The sequence below is a fragment of the Streptomyces sp. NPDC017936 genome, assembly GCF_044328485.1.
GTDB lineage: Bacteria > Actinomycetota > Actinomycetes > Streptomycetales > Streptomycetaceae > Streptomyces.
This window is the reverse complement of the sequence record NZ_JBIRHK010000012.1, coordinates 124,074-140,693: the sequence shown is the minus strand read 5'-3', so window position 1 is coordinate 140,693 and position 16,620 is coordinate 124,074. Positions and strand designations below refer to the sequence as shown.

The window sequence follows — 16,620 nt, the reverse complement described above, 5'->3', positions numbered from 1 at the left end:
AGATCCGGTGCGCGCCGGGACCGTGACGGCCCCCGGCGCGCACCGCGGAGGTCTGACGTCAGGAGACGTCGCCGGTCCGGGTCCGGCGACGGCCGGCGAGCACGCCGTACGCCACGCCGGCGGCGCCGACGACGATGCCCACGACACCGAGCACGCGGGCGGTGGTGTCGCTGCCGTCGGAGGAGCCGGACGCCTCGGTCTCGGTGGCCTCGGCGTCGTCGGAGCCGGACTCCTCGGAGGCGTCCTCGGCGGACGAGCCGTGGGCGTGGCCGTCGGACGCGGCGGACAGGGCGAGCACCGGAGCCGGGTTGTCGGGCTCCTCGGCGCCCTTCTCCTGCACCTCGATCCAGCGCACGACCTCCTTGTTGGAGTACGTCTGGATCGCCTTGAAGACGACCTGGTCGGCGTTCTCCGGCAGCACGCCCACGGAGACCGGGAACTGCTGGAGGAAACCGGGCTCGATGCCCTTGCCCTCGGCGGTCCAGGTGACCTTGGAGACGGCCTCGGTGACCTGCCGGCCGTGCACCTCCAGCGGCTTGGCGAGCTTGCTCTTGGTGACGGCGATCTTCCAGCCGGGGACCTGCTGCGGCAGCACGGAGGAGAACGGGGTGTCGGTCGGGAAGTTGACCTCCAGCACGGTGGTCGAGGCGTTGTCGCGCTCGTTGGGGACGCGGAAGTTCACGACCGCGTAGCCGCCCTTGGCGGCCGTGCCCTCGGGCTGCACGGTGACGTGCGCGAAGGCGGGCGAGGACAGCACGAGCACGGCGGAGCCGGCCACGGCAGCGGCGGCGACGAGACGGGAGGTCTTCAGGACGGGCTTCATGACAGCGAGCACTCCACTCTGAGTGAGGTACGACGGTGAGGTGGGGCGCGGGCACGGATTCCGTGCGCACACGCGCGTGCCGCACGACGGCGGCCGCCCCCTCCCGTGTGGTGGAGTGCTGGTCGCGTCGCGTCAGGCAGCGAGGACGAGGACCGCGACGGCCGGCGGGCCGCGCCTGATCACCGTGTGCTGGAGCGCGTCGGCAGGCGGCTTCGAGGGTGCGAGCAGGGCGGTGCGCGGGGGGCGCGGGCCCCACTCGGGCGCCGCGGGCAGCCCTGCCGACAGGGCGCGCACCAGGGCGAGCGCCCCGCGCAGCGACCGGACGAGCGCGCCCTCGGTGACCCCGTGCGCCGACAGTTCCATCAGGCGCAGCAGGGCGCTGTCGCCGCGCCGCAGCAGCCAGCCGGCGGCGACTGCCGCGAGGACGTGACCGAGCAGCATCGGCAGGGACGGCAGCAGGGACGCCGACGAGCCGGCGGTGGCCAGCGCGTCCGCCGAGTGGCGCATGGACCCCGTGTCCGTGCCACCGCCGGCGCCGTTTCCGTAGACGCGTGCCTCGATGAGGATCCGCTGTGCCTGCGCGGGGCTGATCGCCGCCGCCGTGGTCCCGCACAGCAGCCGGGCGGCCCGCTCGACCAGGGCGGCGTCGGAGACGGTCGTCGCCGTCGACGTCACGGTCGTGGCGCCGTGCTGTCCGAGCCCGAACAGCGTGTGCAGCACGCCCTGTCCGACGGCGAGCAGGACGGCGATGCCCGGCAGCGACCGCTCACGCCCGGCGAGCGGAGCCGCGACGAGGAGCACCGCGAGGAATCCCGCGCCGAGCGTCCACAGCGGGACCGTGGCGCAGGAGGCCATGGTGTGACCGGCCCCGGCCAGCACGACGCAGACCGCGGCGAAGACCGCGGCCCGCAGCATCCGGAGAGCGCCTCCGGAGCGCGCCGTGCGCTGGTGGGGGTCAGTCATGGCGGGCCCATCATCGCACTGGCCGCACGACGCCCCCGCAGCAGGTCCACGACATTCCCGCCGACGGGGAGGATCATCTTCTGGTCGCAGGGGGGACGCCTGTGTACGCCTGGGTGCTCCTGGGTCCCGCATACACGGATCGGCCTTGCCGTGCATCCCCCATATGGGCGGCCGCACAAGGAAATCGCGCTTACTTCCGGGGCCGGGCGGCAATACGTATCGGTATGTCGAGCCGCGGCCGGGAGGCTGGAGCATGAGCATCTGGTGGTCACTCCATCTGCGGCGCGAGGCCGCGAGCGTGCCGCTCGCGAGGCGCCTGCTGCTCGGCACGATGGAGACGGCCGGTGTCGACCCGGACGTCTCCTACGACCTCTCCGTCGCCCTCAGCGAGGCCTGCGCCAACGCCGTCGAGCACGGCGGGGACACCGCGCACGGCGGCTGTTCGGAGGCGTACCGCGTCACCGCCTACCTCGACGGCGAGAAGTGCCGCATCGAGGTCGCCGACTCAGGCCCGGGCTTCACCGGCGAGCGCCCGGTCCGCCCGGCCCACGTCGGCACCGACGCCGAGGCGGGCCGCGGCCTGTACCTCATCCAGGAGCTCGCCGACCACGTCCACATCGGCAACAAGCCGGGGCGGACCGGGGCGGTGGTGAGCTTCGACAAGATCCTGAAGTGGCGCAAGGGCGCCCCGCTGGTGGCGGTGTGACGGCCGGCCGGCGGTCGCGGTCCCGGCTCGCACCGCACTCACAGCCGGTTCACAGCGTCGCCCCATGCCTCTGACGGGTGGCGCTCCTACGTTTCATGTCCATGACGGGAAACCACAGGAACACGTCCATCACCCGGCGCCGCGCCCTCGCGGTGACCGGCGGCACGGTCGCGGCCGGCGGAATCGCCGTCGCCGGTTACCGGTCCGCGTCCGCCGACACGAGCACGTCGGCCGAGGCGACCGCGTCCGCGACCGCCTCCGCGACCTCGTCCGGCAGCGGCTGCATGACGCTGATGCCGAGCGTCACGGAGGGGCCCTACTACCTCGACGGCGCCTTGGTGCGCAAGGACATCACCGAGGGCAAGAGCGGGGTCCCGCTGACCCTGCGCCTGACCGTCGTCGACGCCACCGACGGCTGCACCCCGGTCCCCGGCGCGGCCGTGGAGATCTGGCACTGCGATGCCTGGGGCTACTACTCCGGCTACACCACCGCCAACCCCGGCGGCTCGGCCCCCGCCGAGAGCGAGGACGGCTCCACCGCCGACGACGGCACCTACCTGCGCGGCTACCAGATCGCGAACGCCAACGGGGTCGTCAAGTTCCAGACGATCTTCCCCGGCTGGTACACGCCCCGGACCTGCCACGTCCACCTCAAGGTGCACACCGGCGGCCAGAAGGAGGACGGCACCTACGAGGGCGGCAAGGTCAACCACACCGGCCAGCTGTTCTTCGACGACGACGTCGCCGAGGAGATCTTCACGCTGGAGCCGTACGCCAAGCACTCCGGCACCTACACCCGGCTCGCGGACGACATGGTCTACGACGGCGGCGGCGCCTCCAGCGGCCTGCTCACCCTCGAGCCGGTCAAGAAGGCCGACCCGTCCAAGGGCTACAAGGGCTTCCTGACCATCGGCATCGACCCGGACGCGGAGAACACCGGCGCGGGCAGCGGCGGCGGTGGCGAGGGCGGCACGCCCCCGAGCGGTGCTCCGACCGGCGCCCCGCCGAGTGACGCCCCGTCGGCCTCGGCGTCCTCCTGAGGCACGGCCATGACGAGCCGTGAGGACGAGGCACTCGCACAGGCCGCCGTGGCCGCGCTGACCGGGCAGCTGGCCCTGGCCCCGAAGCCCGGGCTGCCCGACCCGCGTGACCTCTTCGCCCGCGTGACCCGGATGGACCACCGCGCCCTGCGCTGGTCGGCCAAAGCACTCGCACCCGGCCTCGCGGCGATGGCGGCCGCCGCCCGCCGCACCGGCGAGCCCTCGCCCCGGCTCCGTGCCGAGCTGGGCGCGATCGGCCGGTGCACCGAGCACTCGGTGGGCCTGGCCGGTGGCGGACACCGGGGTGCGCTGTGGACGCTCGGCCTGCTGGTCGCGGCGGCCGCCCTCGACCCGCGCGCGCGAGGCGCCGAGGTCGCCGCCACCGCCAAACGGATCGCCGCGCACACCGACCGCAACGCCCCGCGGCGCCCGTCCCGGGGCTCGACGATCTCGGCGACGTACGGCGCCGCCGGCGCCCGGGGCGAGGCCCGGGCGGGCTTCCCCCACGTCCGCCGCGCCCTGGACGCGCTCGCGAGGGCCCGCACGTCGGGCGCCGGCGAACCACAGGCACGCCTCGACGCCCTGCTCACCGTGATGTCCACGCTCCAGGACACCGAACTCCTCCACACCGCGGGACCGGTGGGACTGCGCCACGTCCAGGCGGGCGCCCGCGCGGTCCTCGAAGCGGGCGGAACCTCGACCGAGCCGGGCCGCGAGGCCCTGGCGGCCCTGGACGCGGACCTCCACGCGCGCGCGTGGAGCCCGCGGGGGAGCGCCGGCCTGCTGGCGGGGGCGCTGTTCGTGGACTCCCTGCCGGTGACCGTCCGCCCGCGAGCGGTCTGACCGGCGGGGCGCCCGGCCGTCGGCCGCCGGGTCCGGGGCGCGCCACCGCCGGGCGCGGGTGGCGCACGGCTGCCGGTCCTGGCGGACCGCTCACGGGCCGTCAGGACCGGTGAGGCCCACTGCCGGCAGGTCCGGCGGGACGCGGGCCGTGAGGCCGGCCGGGGCGTGCGTCTGCCGGGTCTTTCGGTCCGCTCACGGCTCGTCAGGTCCGGTGAGGCATACGGCCGTCGGGGCCCGACGGGGAGCACAGCTGTCAGCCCCTCCAGGGCGTGGGCCGTCGGACCGGGGCGCAGGTCTGCCGAGGTCCGACGGGGTTCATGGCCTCCGACACCGCCGGACCGGACCCCTGTCGGACCCCCGCCGGCCTGGACCCCCGTCGGGCCCCTGCAGGACCGGACCTCTGTCGGCCCTTCGCCGGACCGGACCCCCGTCGGGCCCCTGCAGGACCGGACCTCTGTCGGCCCTTCGCCGGACCGGATCTCCGCCGGACCGGACCCCCGTCGGGCCCCTGCAGGACCGGACCTCTGTCGGCCCTTCGCCGGACCGGATCTCCGCCGGACCGGACCCCTGTCGGACCCCCCGCCGGCCTGGACCCCCGTCGAGCCCCTGCAGGACCGGACCTCTGTCGGCCCTTCGCCGGACCGGATCTCCGCCGGACCGGACCCCCGTCGGGCCCCCGCCGGCCTGGACCCCCGTCGAGCCCCTGCAGGACCGGACTCCTGTCGGACCCCGCCAGGCCGGATCCGCAGGACCGGACTCCTGTCGGACCCCGCCAGGCCGGATCCGCAGGGGCGGACCCCGTCGAACCCCGCCGGGCCGGACCCCTGTCGGGCCCCCGCCGGCCTGGACCCCCGTCGAGCCCCTGCAGGACCGGACTCCTGTCGGACCCCGCCAGGCCGGATCCGCAGGGGCGGACCCCGTCGGACCCCGTCGGACCCCGCCGGGCCGGACCCCCGCCGGTCCCCCACGGACCCCAGCCGTCCGCACCGGGACGGCCGAGCGGTCCGCACCGGGACGGCCGAGCGGTCCGCACCGGGACGGCCGAGCGGTCCGCTCCGGTTCCGGTCAGCTCACCGGTACGGGCCGCCCGGCCGTCCCGGCGTCCCGGCCCGCGGACGCCCGGCGCGCCGCCGGGCCCATCGCGTACGACGCTGCCACCGTCACGCCGCCGAGCAGCAGCCAGCCCGGGGCGCCCCACTCCACCAGCAGCCAGGTCAGCACCAGCGGGCCCGAGGTGCGGGCGACGGTGACGCCCGTGCCGAAGAAGCCCTGGTACTCGCCGACGCGATCGGCCGGAGCCAGGTCGAAGGAGAGCTGCCAGGAACCGGCCGACTGGCCCATCTCCGCCACCACCTGGAGGACCGCCCCCAGCACCAGCGCGCCCGCCGCCACCCACGGGGAGGCGCCCGCGGACAGCGCGAACACCGCGCAGGCGGCGCACATGACCCACCCCGACCGCCGTACCGCGCGGACGGCGCCGTCCCGTCCGGTGACGCCCCGTGCCGCCCGCACCTGGAAGAGGGTCACGGCGGCGGTGTTGAGCACGAACAGCGCGGAGACCAACCAGACCGGCGCCCCCGTCCGCGACGTGATCCACAGCGGCAGGACCAGGCTGAGCAGCGGCAGCCGCAGCAACAGCACGGTGTTCAGGAGCGCGACGAGCGCGTACGGCCGGTCGCGCAGCACGCCGAGGCCGCCACGGGGGCGCACCGCGACCGGAGCCACCCGGGGCAGCCCGAGCAGCAGCAGCGCGCACACCAGGAAGCCCACCGCGTCGACCGCGAACACCGCGAGGTACGCCGTCCGCGTACCGGCGTGCAGCGCGAGCCCGCCGAGCCCGGCGCCCACCGCCAGTCCGGCGTTGAGCGTCGCCTGCAGCCGTGCCAGCAGCCCGGTCCGTTCCCCGGCGGACACCAGCCCCGCCAGCAGCGCCTGCCGGGCCGCCGCGAGCCCCGACTGCGCGGCCGCGTACCCGCAGGCGACCAGCACGAACGGCACGAACCCGCGCACCAGCGTGAACGACGCCACCGCGCACCCGGTCGCCAGCGCCAGCAGCACCGCCGTACCGCGCGGCCCGCGCCGGTCGGCCAGCCGGCCCAGCGGCACCCCCGCCAGCGAGCCGGCCGCCCACCCGACGGTCAGACCGAGGCCCACGCGCGCGGGAGCGAGACCGGCGACCTGGGTGAAGTAGAGGGCCGACGTCGTGTGGTACGCGCCGTCCCCGACCGAGTTGCTCAACTGCGCCAGGGCCAGGAGCCGCTGCGGGCGAGTCGTCGTCATGACCGCGACACTAGAAGGCCGGTGGACCCGCGGACAGCACCAATCGCACGCCGTTCCACTGGCCCAATCAGGCGCCGTCCAGCACCTTCACCAGGACCTCCAGTGCCTCCGGATACGCCCGCTCCCGCGGTGTGCCGTAGCCGACCACCAGGCCCTGGAGCCGTCGGCCGCCGTCCTCGCGCGTGTGCCAGTGCTCGCCCAGCCGCCCGACCGCGAGACCCTCCGCCGCGGCCCGCTCCAGGACCGCCTCCTCGTCGCCGACCTCCACCAGCGCGTGCAGCCCGGCCGCGATCCCGCGCACGCCCCGGCGCGCGCCCAGCCGGTCCAGGAGCAGGTCCCGGCGGCGCCGGTAGCGCAGCCGGCACGCGCGTACGTGACGGTCGTAGGCGTGGCTGTCGATCAGTTCGGCGAGCGCGAGCTGGCCGATGGTCTCGGTGTGGTGGTCGCTGTGCAGCTTGGCGTCGGCCACCGCGTCGACCAGCTGCGGCGGCAGCACCATCCAGCCGAGCCGCAGCGCGGGCCCGAGCGTCTTGGACGCGGTGCCCAGGTAGACGACCTGCTCCGGTGCCATCCCCTGGAGCGCGCCGACGGGCTGCCGGTCGTAGCGGAACTCGCCGTCGTAGTCGTCCTCGACGATCAGCCCGCCCCCCGCGCGGGCCCAGTCCGTCAGCGCCCTGCGCCGTTCCGGGTGCAGGGTGACGCCGGTCGGGTACTGGTGGGCGGGCGTGACCACCGCGGCCCCGACGTCCCCCAGGTCCCGCGTGCGCATCCCGCGCTCGTCGACCCGCACCGGCACCACGTGCCCGCCGTTGCGCCGCACGACCTCGCGGTGGAACGGCAGCCCGGGATCCTCCATGGCCACCCGCGCGTCCCCCAGCACCCGGGTGAGCAGCGCGAGCCCCTGGACGTACCCGGAGGTGACGACGATCCGCTCCGGCGGCGCGATCACTCCCCGCGCCCGCCCCAGATACCCCGACAGCGCGGTGCGCAGCTCCATGCGCCCGCGCGGGTCCCCGTAGTCGTACGCCAGCGAGGGCGCCGTCGCGATGGCACGGCGCAGCGCCCGCAGCCAGGCCGCCGCCGGGAAGGCCCCGACGTCCGGGCTGCCGGGCCGCAGGTCGTGACGCGGCTCACGCGCGCGTGCGGCGGCCTCCGGCGCCGGCGCGGCGGGGGAGGGCAGCGAGGCGACCCGGGTGCCCGACCCCTGCCGTGCCGTGAGGTAGCCCTCGGCGACGAGCTGGTCGTAGGCGGCCTTCACGGTGTTGCGGGAGACACCGGCCTCGACGGCGAGCCGCCGGGTGGCCGGCAACCGCGTGCCGGGCGCCAGCCGACCGTCCCGCACGGCGTCGCGCAGGGCACGCTCGAGGCCGGCGCGACGCCCCTCGCCGCCCTCGGGCTCCAGATGCAGGTCGACCCCGACGCCGGACCAGAAGTCGTCCACGACGTCCCTCCCCCTGTGTGTGTGCCGTCCGTGATCCGGGCACGGCGATGGCCGGGCACCTCACCGGTACCCGGCCACCGGCTCCGTATCAGGCCTTGAGCGAGGCCATCCACGCCTCGACCTCGTCCGACCGGCGGGGCAGCCCGTCGGAGAGGTTCCGGTTCCCGTCCGCCGTCACCAGGATGTCGTCCTCGATCCGGACCCCGATGCCCCGGTACTCCTCCGGAACGGTCAGGTCGTCGGCCTGGAAGTACAGCCCCGGCTCGACCGTCAGCACCATGCCGGGCTCCAGGACGCCCTCCACGTACGTCTCGGTCCGCGCGGCGGCGCAGTCGTGGACGTCCATGCCGAGCATGTGCCCGGTGCCGTGCAGCGTCCAGCGCCGCTGCAGACCGAGCTCCAGCACCCGCTCCACGGGCCCCTCGACGAGCCCCCACTCGACCAGCCGCTCGGCCAGCACCCGCTGGGCGGCGTCGTGGAAGTCCCGGTACTTCGCGCCCGGCTGCACGGCCGCGATCCCGGCCTCCTGGGCGTCGTACACGGCGTCGTAGATCTTCTTCTGGAGCTCGCTGAACCGCCCGTTGACCGGCAGCGTGCGCGTGACGTCGGCGGTGTAGTACGTGTGCGTCTCGACGCCCGCGTCGAGCAGCAGCAGCTCGCCCGAGCGCACGGGCCCGTCGTTGCGCACCCAGTGCAGCGTGCAGGCGTGCGGCCCGGCCGCGGCGATCGTGCCGTAGCCGACGTCGTTGCCCTCCACGCGCGCGCGGAGGAAGAACGTGCCCTCGATGTAGCGCTCGCTCGTCGCCTCGGCCCTGTCCAGGACGCGCACCACGTCCTCGAAGCCGCGGACCGTCGAGTCGACGGCCTTCTGGAGCTCGCCGATCTCGAAGTCGTCCTTGACCAGACGGGCCTCGGAGAGGAAGACGCGCAGTTCCTCGTCGCGCTCGGCGGTGACCTTGTCGGTCAGCGCGGCCTCGACGCCGGCGTCGTGGCCGCGGACGACCCGCACCGGGCCGGTGGCCCCGCGCAGCTTGTCGGCCAGCTCGCGCACGTCGGAGGCGGGGATGCCGTACAGCGTCCCGGCCTCGGTGAGGGAGTGCCGGCGGCCGACCCACAGCTCGCCCTGGCCGGAGAGCCAGAACTCGCCGTTCTCCCGGTCGGAGCGCGGCAGGAGGTAGAGGGTCGCGACGTGGCCCTCCCCCTCGGGCTCCAGGACGAGGACGCCGTCCTCGGTCTGGTTGCCGGTGAGCCAGGCGTACTCGACCGAGGCGCGGAAGGAGTACTCCGTGTCGTTCGAGCGGGTCTTCAGGTTGCCCGCGGGGATCACCAGGCGCTCGCCCGGGAAGCGCGCGGAGAGCGCGGCCCGGCGGGCGGCGGTCTCGGCGGCCTGGGCGATCGGCTCCAGGTCGTGCAGCTCCGTGTCGGCCCAGCCGGACTTCATGTTCTCGGCCAGCTCGTCGGACACGCCCGGGTACAGGCCGTTCTTGCGCTGCTTGATCGGCTCCTCGTCCGCCGCGTCGGCGGCGGGGTCGAGCACAGCTTCCGGGGTCTCCGGGGTGAGCTCTTCGGCCACGGTCATCCTCCTAGGTACGGCACTGGGCCTCCTCCATCGTACGGTCGTGCCGAAGGGGGCTCAGGGCCCGAGGGCCTCTTACCGTGGCTGTTCAGGGGCGTTCGCGTCCTGGGCGAAGCGTGCCGCGAGCAGCACCACGTCCTCTGTGCCGCCCGTCGCGTCCAGTTCCCGCGGCAGCACCGTGCGCAGCACGTGGTCGGCGATCGCGCCGGGGTCGTCGCGCAGCGCCCTCGGGACGCCCGCCGCGGCCGCGTGCAGCCGGGCGAAGGCCCGGTCGACGGGGTCGCCGGTGCGGTGCAGCAGCCCGTCGGTGTAGAGCAGGACCGTCTCGCCGGGTTCGGCCTCCAGCTCCACGCTCGGCGCCTCCCAGCAGGCGAGCATGCCCAGCGGCGCGGAGACGGAGGTCTCGACGAACTCCGTGCGCCGCGCGCCGACCAGCAGCGGCGGGCAGTGTCCGGCGCCGGCCAGGGTGAGCCTGCGCAGCGCGGGCTCGCAGTAGGCGAACAGGGCGGTGGCGGAGCGGGCGGGCTCGGTCAGCCGCAGCAGCAGCTCCAGGTCGGACAGGACGGCGACGGGGTCCTCGCCCTCCATCACGGCGTACGCCCGCAGGGAGGCGCGCAGTCGGCCCGTCGCGGCCACCGCGCTCGGCCCGGACCCGGTGACGGAGCCGACGGCGAGGCCCAGGGCGGCGTCCGGCAGCGGCAGCGCGTCGTACCAGTCGCCGCCCGCGCGCGGGCCGGTGCGGTGCCGGGCGGCCAGCTGGACGCCGGCCACCCTCGGCAGTCGTGAGGGCAGCAGTTCCTCGGCCATCGTGGTCATGCACGCGCGCGTGCGCTCGACCTCGACGAGGCGGGCGAGGTGCTCGGCGGCGAAGCGGACGTACAGGCCGGCCAGGTGGCACTGGCGCTCGCCCGGTTCGGCGGGCTCGTCGTACAGCCAGACGGCGGCGCCGATACGGCCCGCGCCCTCCCCGGCGAGGGGCAGGGCGTAGCTGGCGGCGTAGCCGAGGCGGGCGGCGACCTCGCGGTGGCGGGGGTCGAGGCCGTCCTCGGCGAACAGGTCGGGCTGGGCGATCCCGCCCTCGGCGCCGGGCAGGCCGTCGAGGATCCGGCCGTGGGACAGCGCGCTGCGCGGCACGGTCTCGATGTGGCCGAGATCGGCGCGGCCGAGACCGAGGCCGATCGTGCTGTCCGGGCCGAGTCCGTCGGATGGCTCCAGCACGACGAGACCGCGCCGGGCGCCCACGAGGGCGGCTCCGGCGCGCAGCACTTCCTGGAGGCCGTCGGCCAGGGTGGCCGTACGGGCCAGGCGTTCGGTGAGTTCGTGGAGCGTGGTGAGGTCGGAGACCCAGCCGGCGAGGCGGTCCTGGAGGAGGGCCCCTGCTCCGGGAGGGACCGGTGGGGCGGCGGGGGTGACGGGCGCGGGCGCGACAGTGTGTGCGGGCGAGGGAACCGTTGAATCGATTCCAGCCACTTTCGAAGGGTGAGGGGCGTTCATGGCGTCCGGCTCTCGGACCGGTGCGTATCGCGCGGAAGCATCGCAAACCCCCATGTCGTTCTGCGCCGCTGCAGTGTCTCCACATGTACACGCACTCGTGAGGGGATGTCCAGCATTGTCCTGCGGGGATCGCTGGTGTCCGTGGGACTGCCGGGGTTTTCGCGCCGGGTGCTCCGGCTCCCTTGCGGAATGGCGAAGTTGGCTGGAAACTGCCTCGGGCAGCGGGTGATTGCGGTCGACTGGGCCTGCTCCACGGAGCGTCACAGCGGTCGTGATGGGTACGTACTCGGTGAGAACCAGGGGTCGTTGGGAGCCACCCGGAACCTGGTGACCGACCCGGGCGTCTTAGCCACCGACGACCGTGCCCCATCCTCCCGTGGCGGCGGCGGAGAGAACTACGCGCACGGCAGAACGCCGGCCTTCGCCACCCCACGCCATGCCCATGCTCGAGGTGGGCGCAGTATGGACGGAGTGGCCGCGGAAGCAGCCGACGATCGAACCCCAGGGGTTCCCCTTGTCCATGACAGGGGTGTGATGCGCCAACAGGTACGCACAGTGAAGTGATCGACACATGGTGTGATGTAACCCACGGTGTTGCCAGCGGTGCAACGGAAAGGAACGAGCGCTCATGCGCGAGATCCTCGGAAGGCGACGCAGGCTCTTGTCCCGGCGCAGCGACGGGGGGCCTGAATCGGTCGACGCGGCCCTGACCTTCGCGACGGAATGGCAGTGGCCCGTGCTCCCGGGTGTGACGGCGGACCCGCAGGGGCGTTCCCGCTGCGGCTGCCCCGACCCGGAGTGCTCGGTGCCCGGCGCTCACCCCTTCGACCCCGGACTCCTCGCGGCCAGCACCGACGCGCGCATGGTGCGCTGGTGGTGGACGAACCGGCCGACGGCGCCGATCGTCCTGGCCACCGGCGGAAACGCGCCCTGCGCGGTCAGCCTGCCGGCCCTCGCCGCCTCCCGCGCGCTCGTGGCGCTGGACCGGCAGGGCATGCGGCTCGGCCCGGTCGTCGCCTCGCCCACCCGCTGGGCGATCCTCGTCCGGCCGTACTCCATGGAGCAGTTGGGCGAGCTGCTGTACGCCAAGGACTTCGTGCCCGGCTCCCTGCGTTTCCACGGCGAGGGCGGCTACCTCGCCCTGCCCCCCTCCGAGACCGGCCAGGGGGAGATCCGCTGGGAGCGCGCGCCGCTGCCCGGTTCGGCCTCGCCCTGGGTGCCCGACGTGGAGGCCGTGGTGGACGCGGTCGTCGACGCCCTCACTCGGACGGGTGTGAGCGCACCCGAGTTGTGAGGGTGTCGGGCGCGCGCGGCGGGGGACGCCCGCGTCCGCTCGTTATCTTCCGCCTCATGCAGCGACATGCCGGGGGCCGGCCCCCAGGCCCCCGATGGGCCCGTCTCCTCGCCCTCGGGGGCGCGGTGGTGGGCGCGATCGCCCTTCCCTGGGCCATGGCGTCCGCGGGATCCGTGGGCGACGGAGGCGAACCCGAGGTACGCGCCCCCGCCCCCGTCGTCCGCGGCACGGACGTCGATCGCCGTACGGACGCCAAGGCGTTCCCGCCCGGGCCGTCCCGTTCCCCCCTGCTGCTCGGCCTCGGTCTGGCCACCGCCGCCCGCTGCGGTCCCGAACTCGCCTCCCCCGACGGTGTCGAGGCGCAGACCTGTGTGCTGATCCAGGGCGAGGAGGCCTGGGCGCGCGTCTACTACCGCAACTCCACCGGCCGGGCCCTGGACGCCGGTCTGAGCCTCGTGGGGCCACGGGGGCGCACGGTGCAGACGCGTTGCGCGGTGGGCGCCGACGACGAGCCGGGGGTCTGTGAGACGCCTCGTGAACGGCGCGCGGGGGAGCCGGCCGCGTACACGGCGGTCGCGGAGTTCGCCGCGGCGGGCGGCGACGAGTCGCTGCTGCTGCGTGCGGGCAGCAACTCAGCTGCACATGACGGCAGTTGACGTCCGGCGCCCCGAACGGGGCGGGAGCGGACATGGAAAGGCCCGATTGCTGGCGACGGGGGATGCACCAGCAACCGGGCTACTGGAACGGTAACAAGAGATCGGCTCCAAGCAAATTCGATCACTTGTCTTCATCGGCTTTCCGGACACCCACGGACGGCCGCTTCTGGCGTCTACTCGCCTTGCCCGGACGGGAGTTGTGAGTGGGGTCACGCCGTGCGCCGGGGCCGCGGTGCTGACCGGCCGGTCAGCCCGGCCGGCGACCGCACCCGTGTCTCAGCTGAGCGTCACCTGTCGGTTGGTGAGGCCGCCGCGGGCGCGTCGCTCGTCGGCGGTGAGCGGTGCGTCCGAGGCCAGCGCGGTGGCGAGGCGCTCGGCGAACTCGGCGGCCGGCTTCTCCACGTCGTCCGCCGAGACCCCGCTCGGCAGGTCCCAGACCGGCACGGTCAGGCCGTGCGCCCGGAAGGACCCCACCAGCCGGGTGCCCTCACCCAGGCTGGAGCGGCCCGCCGCGTGCAGCCGCGCGAGGGCGTCCAGAAGCTGCTCCTCCGGGTGCGGCATGACCCAGCGCAGGTGGTTCTTCTCCGGCGTCTCGCACCAGTACGCGGCGTCCGCACCGGTCAGCTTCACGGTGGGGATCGCCGCCGCGTTGGCCCGCTCCAGGGAGGCGGCCACCTCCGGCGAGGCGTTCTCCGGGTCGGGCACCCAGAACTCGAACCCGGAGTGCACAACTGGCTCGAAGGCGCCTTCGGGGTCGAGCAGGTCCTGCAGCCGGGGACCGTCGGCGGGGGCGCGGCGGCCCTGCACGGGCGTGCCGGGCTGCGCCTCCAGGGCGCGCTGGAGGGTGTCGGCGAGGTCACGGCTGATGTCGCCCGACGCCGTGTCGTTCTGCAGGCCGAGCAGGACGGAGCCGTCGTCGCGGCGCAGGGCCGGCCAGGCCATCGGCAGGACCGTGGCCAGCGTGACCGACGGGACGCCCTCGGGCAGGCCGTTCCTGAGCGTCAGCTCGGCCGTGGCCGCCGGGACCAGCTCGCGCAGCGCCACCCAGTCGCACTCGCCGGGCAGGCCCTCGAACGGCCGCTGCACCAGCTCGGTCACGGCGTGGGCGGCGGCCCGGCCGTGACAGGCCTTGTAGCGGCGGCCGCTGCCGCAGGGGCAGGGCTCACGGGCCCCGACGACCGGGATCTCTCCGTCGGTGCGCTGCGGCCGCTCGGCCTTCGTCTGGGGTCGCTTCTTGGCCATCTGGGTGTCTCCCGGGTACGGCTCGTCTGGTACGGGCGGGAGCCTAGCCGTTCGTCCGGGAAGGCACGGGGACCTGTGGACAACGGAGGGCATGTGGACAACGGATGGGTGCGTGGGCGGATGACCGACGGGTCGCCGGGTGGGCGGGGGTACGGCGGGCCGCCGGCGCCGCCGGCGGCCCGTCCGGACGACAGGTCCTAGTCCAGGTCGTCGAACGCGTCCGCGAAGTCCAGACCGGGCAGCGACGACACCGACGGCGCGGTGATCCGGGAGGCGAAGTCGTCTCGCCGGCTCACGGCGTCGGGGTCGTGCACGTCCGCGTGGACGACGACCCACACGGTGACCTCGCCCCGCACGTCGTCCCGGACGCCCCAGTCGTCGGCCAGCGCCGTGATGATGTGGAGTCCGCGTCCGCCGTGGGCGGTGACCGAGGGGGTCGCCGGGGCGGGACGGGTCGGGCCGCCTCCGTCGGTGACCTCGACCACGAGCCGGCCGCCGGTGTCCACCCGCCATGCGGCCCGTACGTCGCCGTCACCGGCGAGGGCGTCGCCCAGGGGCCGGCCGTGCTTGCACGCGTTGCTCAGAAGTTCCGACAGGATCAGGACGGCGTCGTCGATGACCGTTTCCGAGACCCCGCCCCTGCGCAGTTGGTCGCGCATGCGGTGCCTCGCCTTCCCCACGCCCGCAGGGCCATGGGGTACGGCCATGCTCGACGACGTGGGCACCTCCTGTGCCACCACCAACGCCACCCCCGAGACCTCCTTCGCCCCACGCCACGGTGTGGATGCCCCATTGGCCTGTACCGGAAACCGGCCGTTCCGTGTGCGGTGAGGCACTCGCGCAGGTCGAACACGGACCGAACGCGCCGGAGCACTCCCCGTGAGGGGGCGGTCCTCGTGTGGCTGGAATTCTTCGGTATGGCTGAGAACGGAGGATGCTTCAGTGGGGCGTCGGGGTCAAGAGGTATGGGTGAGGCTTGTGAGACATCTGTGACTTCCTCCGCCCCGCCCGCGCCTTCCGGCGGTCTTCCGGGGACGGTGACGGCGGGTGCCCGGCGGGCGGGGCGGTCCGCTCAGCGGCCCAGCCTGCGCAGCACCGCCCGCGGGCGGTTGGTGATGATGGCGTCGACGCCCAGGCCGACGCAGAGGTCGACGTCCTCCGCTTCGTTCACGGTCCACACGTGCACCTGGTGGCCGGTCCGCTTCAACCGCTCCACATAGGCGGGGTGGTTGCGCACGATGCGGATCGAGGGGCCCGCGATCGCGACGCCCTCGGGCAGTCGTCCGTCGCGCGTCCTGGGTGTGACGAACTGCATCAGGTAGACCGTCGGCAGCGTCGGCGAGGCGGCGCGCACGCGATGCAGCGAGCGCGCGGAGAAGCTCATGACCCTCACCGGCGACTGCTCCGCCGTGACCGGCGCGTCCAGGCCGAACCGCTTCAGGAGCACCAGCAGCCGCTCCTCCACCTGACCCGCCCACCTCGTCGGGTGCTTGGTCTCGATGGCCAGTTCCACCCGGCGCCCCGCGTCGGCGACCAGTTCCAGCAGTCGCTCCAGGGTCAGGACGGAGGTGCGCTCGCGGTCCTCGGGGCGGACCTCCCAGTCGGGCTCCTCGCGCGTGGTCCAGAACTCGGGGGCCGGACGGGGCTCGTGCGTCCCGCGCGCCCCTCCCGCCTCTCCGGTCTCCCCGGCCTCCCGCGCCTTCCACGACCCGAAGTCCAGGGCCGCGAGGTCGGCGAGCTCCAGGGCGGACACGGCTCCCCGGCCGTTGGACGTACGGTTGACGCGACGGTCGTGCACGCAGACGAGATGGCCGTCCGCGGTCAGCCGCACATCGCACTCGAGGGCGTCCGCACCGTCCTCGATCGCCTTCGTGTACGCGGCCAGGGTGTGTTCGGGGGCCTCCTCGGAGGCTCCGCGGTGGGCGACGACTTGGATCGGGTGCTGCTGCCGTGCGTGGGTCACCGCGTCATGGTGCCACCGGGGCGGGGTACGCGTCCGGCGGAGGGAACAAGGGAGTCCGGAACCGTTGTCTGAGAACGCTGTGAGAAGCGTCTGAGATGTTTCGGTGAAGTGTCCGAAGTGCCATGCGATGCCCCATGTAAACAATACCCGGGGACCCACAGCCACCGCTTATGGTGCTCTGACGGCCCGTGGGAAAAGCTGAGTCGTACAAAAAGCACATGCACAGCTGCAGCGCGCCGGGTCGACGACAAGCGTGAACGAGCGTGACCGAGTACGACCGAGGACAACAGCCGTGGATC

14 protein-coding genes are annotated in these 16,620 nt (G+C 74.3%); 5 read left to right on the top strand and 9 right to left on the bottom strand.

The features are described 5' to 3' along the window. Positions 1 to 58: 58 nt before the first annotated feature. Together ACH4F6_RS24865 and ACH4F6_RS24860 are read right to left on the bottom strand one after the other, a co-directional pair. The gene (locus tag ACH4F6_RS24865) at positions 59 to 811 is read right to left on the bottom strand and encodes a YcnI family protein (RefSeq protein WP_397962641.1); all 753 of its coding nucleotides are present in this window, start codon (positions 809 to 811) and stop codon (positions 59 to 61) included. Positions 812 to 955: 144 nt separating this feature from the next. Further along, positions 956 to 1,786: a hypothetical protein gene (locus tag ACH4F6_RS24860; RefSeq protein ID WP_397962510.1), complete on the bottom strand. Its 831-nt coding sequence runs from the start codon at positions 1,784 to 1,786 to the stop codon at positions 956 to 958. A 253-nt stretch (positions 1,787 to 2,039) separates the two neighbouring features. On the opposite strand from ACH4F6_RS24860, the gene ACH4F6_RS24855 reads away from it, so the two are divergent. From ACH4F6_RS24855 to ACH4F6_RS24845, 3 genes are all read left to right on the top strand, one after another. Next, entirely contained in the window at positions 2,040 to 2,492 is a 453-nt protein-coding gene (locus tag ACH4F6_RS24855; RefSeq protein WP_397962509.1) for an ATP-binding protein, read from the top strand. A gap of 101 nt (positions 2,493 to 2,593) precedes the next feature. Continuing rightward, positions 2,594 to 3,532, top strand: a complete 939-nt coding sequence (locus tag ACH4F6_RS24850) for an intradiol ring-cleavage dioxygenase (RefSeq protein ID WP_397962508.1) — start codon at positions 2,594 to 2,596, stop codon at positions 3,530 to 3,532. A 9-nt stretch (positions 3,533 to 3,541) separates the two neighbouring features. Then, the gene (locus ACH4F6_RS24845) at positions 3,542 to 4,375 is read left to right on the top strand and encodes a triphosphoribosyl-dephospho-CoA synthase (RefSeq protein WP_397962507.1); all 834 of its coding nucleotides are present in this window, start codon (positions 3,542 to 3,544) and stop codon (positions 4,373 to 4,375) included. A 1,065-nt stretch (positions 4,376 to 5,440) separates the two neighbouring features. On the opposite strand, the gene ACH4F6_RS24840 is transcribed toward ACH4F6_RS24845, so the two are convergent. The 4 genes from ACH4F6_RS24840 to ACH4F6_RS24825 form a co-directional block, all read right to left on the bottom strand. Continuing rightward, positions 5,441 to 6,655: an MFS transporter gene (locus ACH4F6_RS24840; protein ID WP_397962506.1), complete on the bottom strand. Its 1,215-nt coding sequence runs from the start codon at positions 6,653 to 6,655 to the stop codon at positions 5,441 to 5,443. Positions 6,656 to 6,722: 67 nt separating this feature from the next. Further along, positions 6,723 to 8,096, bottom strand: a complete 1,374-nt coding sequence (locus tag ACH4F6_RS24835; RefSeq protein ID WP_397962505.1) for a PLP-dependent aminotransferase family protein — start codon at positions 8,094 to 8,096, stop codon at positions 6,723 to 6,725. A gap of 88 nt (positions 8,097 to 8,184) precedes the next feature. Next, positions 8,185 to 9,669, bottom strand: a complete 1,485-nt coding sequence (locus ACH4F6_RS24830) for an aminopeptidase P family protein (protein WP_397962504.1) — start codon at positions 9,667 to 9,669, stop codon at positions 8,185 to 8,187. A 78-nt stretch (positions 9,670 to 9,747) separates the two neighbouring features. Continuing rightward, complete coding sequence (locus ACH4F6_RS24825; protein WP_397962503.1) at positions 9,748 to 11,142, bottom strand: PP2C family protein-serine/threonine phosphatase; 1,395 nt, start codon at positions 11,140 to 11,142, stop codon at positions 9,748 to 9,750. A gap of 652 nt (positions 11,143 to 11,794) precedes the next feature. Between ACH4F6_RS24825 and ACH4F6_RS24820 the strand changes: the two genes are divergently transcribed. Together ACH4F6_RS24820 and ACH4F6_RS24815 are read left to right on the top strand one after the other, a co-directional pair. Further along, a complete protein-coding gene (locus ACH4F6_RS24820) occupies positions 11,795 to 12,460 on the top strand; it encodes a bifunctional DNA primase/polymerase (protein ID WP_397962502.1) in 666 nt (221 codons plus the stop codon). A gap of 56 nt (positions 12,461 to 12,516) precedes the next feature. Beyond that, positions 12,517 to 13,116: a hypothetical protein gene (locus ACH4F6_RS24815; protein ID WP_397962501.1), complete on the top strand. Its 600-nt coding sequence runs from the start codon at positions 12,517 to 12,519 to the stop codon at positions 13,114 to 13,116. A gap of 276 nt (positions 13,117 to 13,392) precedes the next feature. Here ACH4F6_RS24815 and ACH4F6_RS24810 read toward each other — a convergent pair whose 3' ends face one another. The 3 genes from ACH4F6_RS24810 to ACH4F6_RS24800 all read right to left on the bottom strand — a co-directional run bounded on the left by ACH4F6_RS24810 (position 13,393) and on the right by ACH4F6_RS24800 (position 16,321). Beyond that, complete coding sequence (locus ACH4F6_RS24810; protein WP_397962500.1) at positions 13,393 to 14,358, bottom strand: DUF5926 family protein; 966 nt, start codon at positions 14,356 to 14,358, stop codon at positions 13,393 to 13,395. 197 nt (positions 14,359 to 14,555) lie between these two features. Continuing rightward, positions 14,556 to 15,107 (bottom strand): ATP-binding protein, encoded by a 552-nt coding sequence (locus tag ACH4F6_RS24805; protein WP_397962499.1) that lies wholly within the window; start codon positions 15,105 to 15,107, stop codon positions 14,556 to 14,558. A 323-nt stretch (positions 15,108 to 15,430) separates the two neighbouring features. Then, positions 15,431 to 16,321, bottom strand: coding sequence for a glycerophosphodiester phosphodiesterase (locus tag ACH4F6_RS24800; protein ID WP_397962498.1), 891 nt, complete (start codon positions 16,319 to 16,321; stop codon positions 15,431 to 15,433). Positions 16,322 to 16,620: the final 299 nt, after the last annotated feature.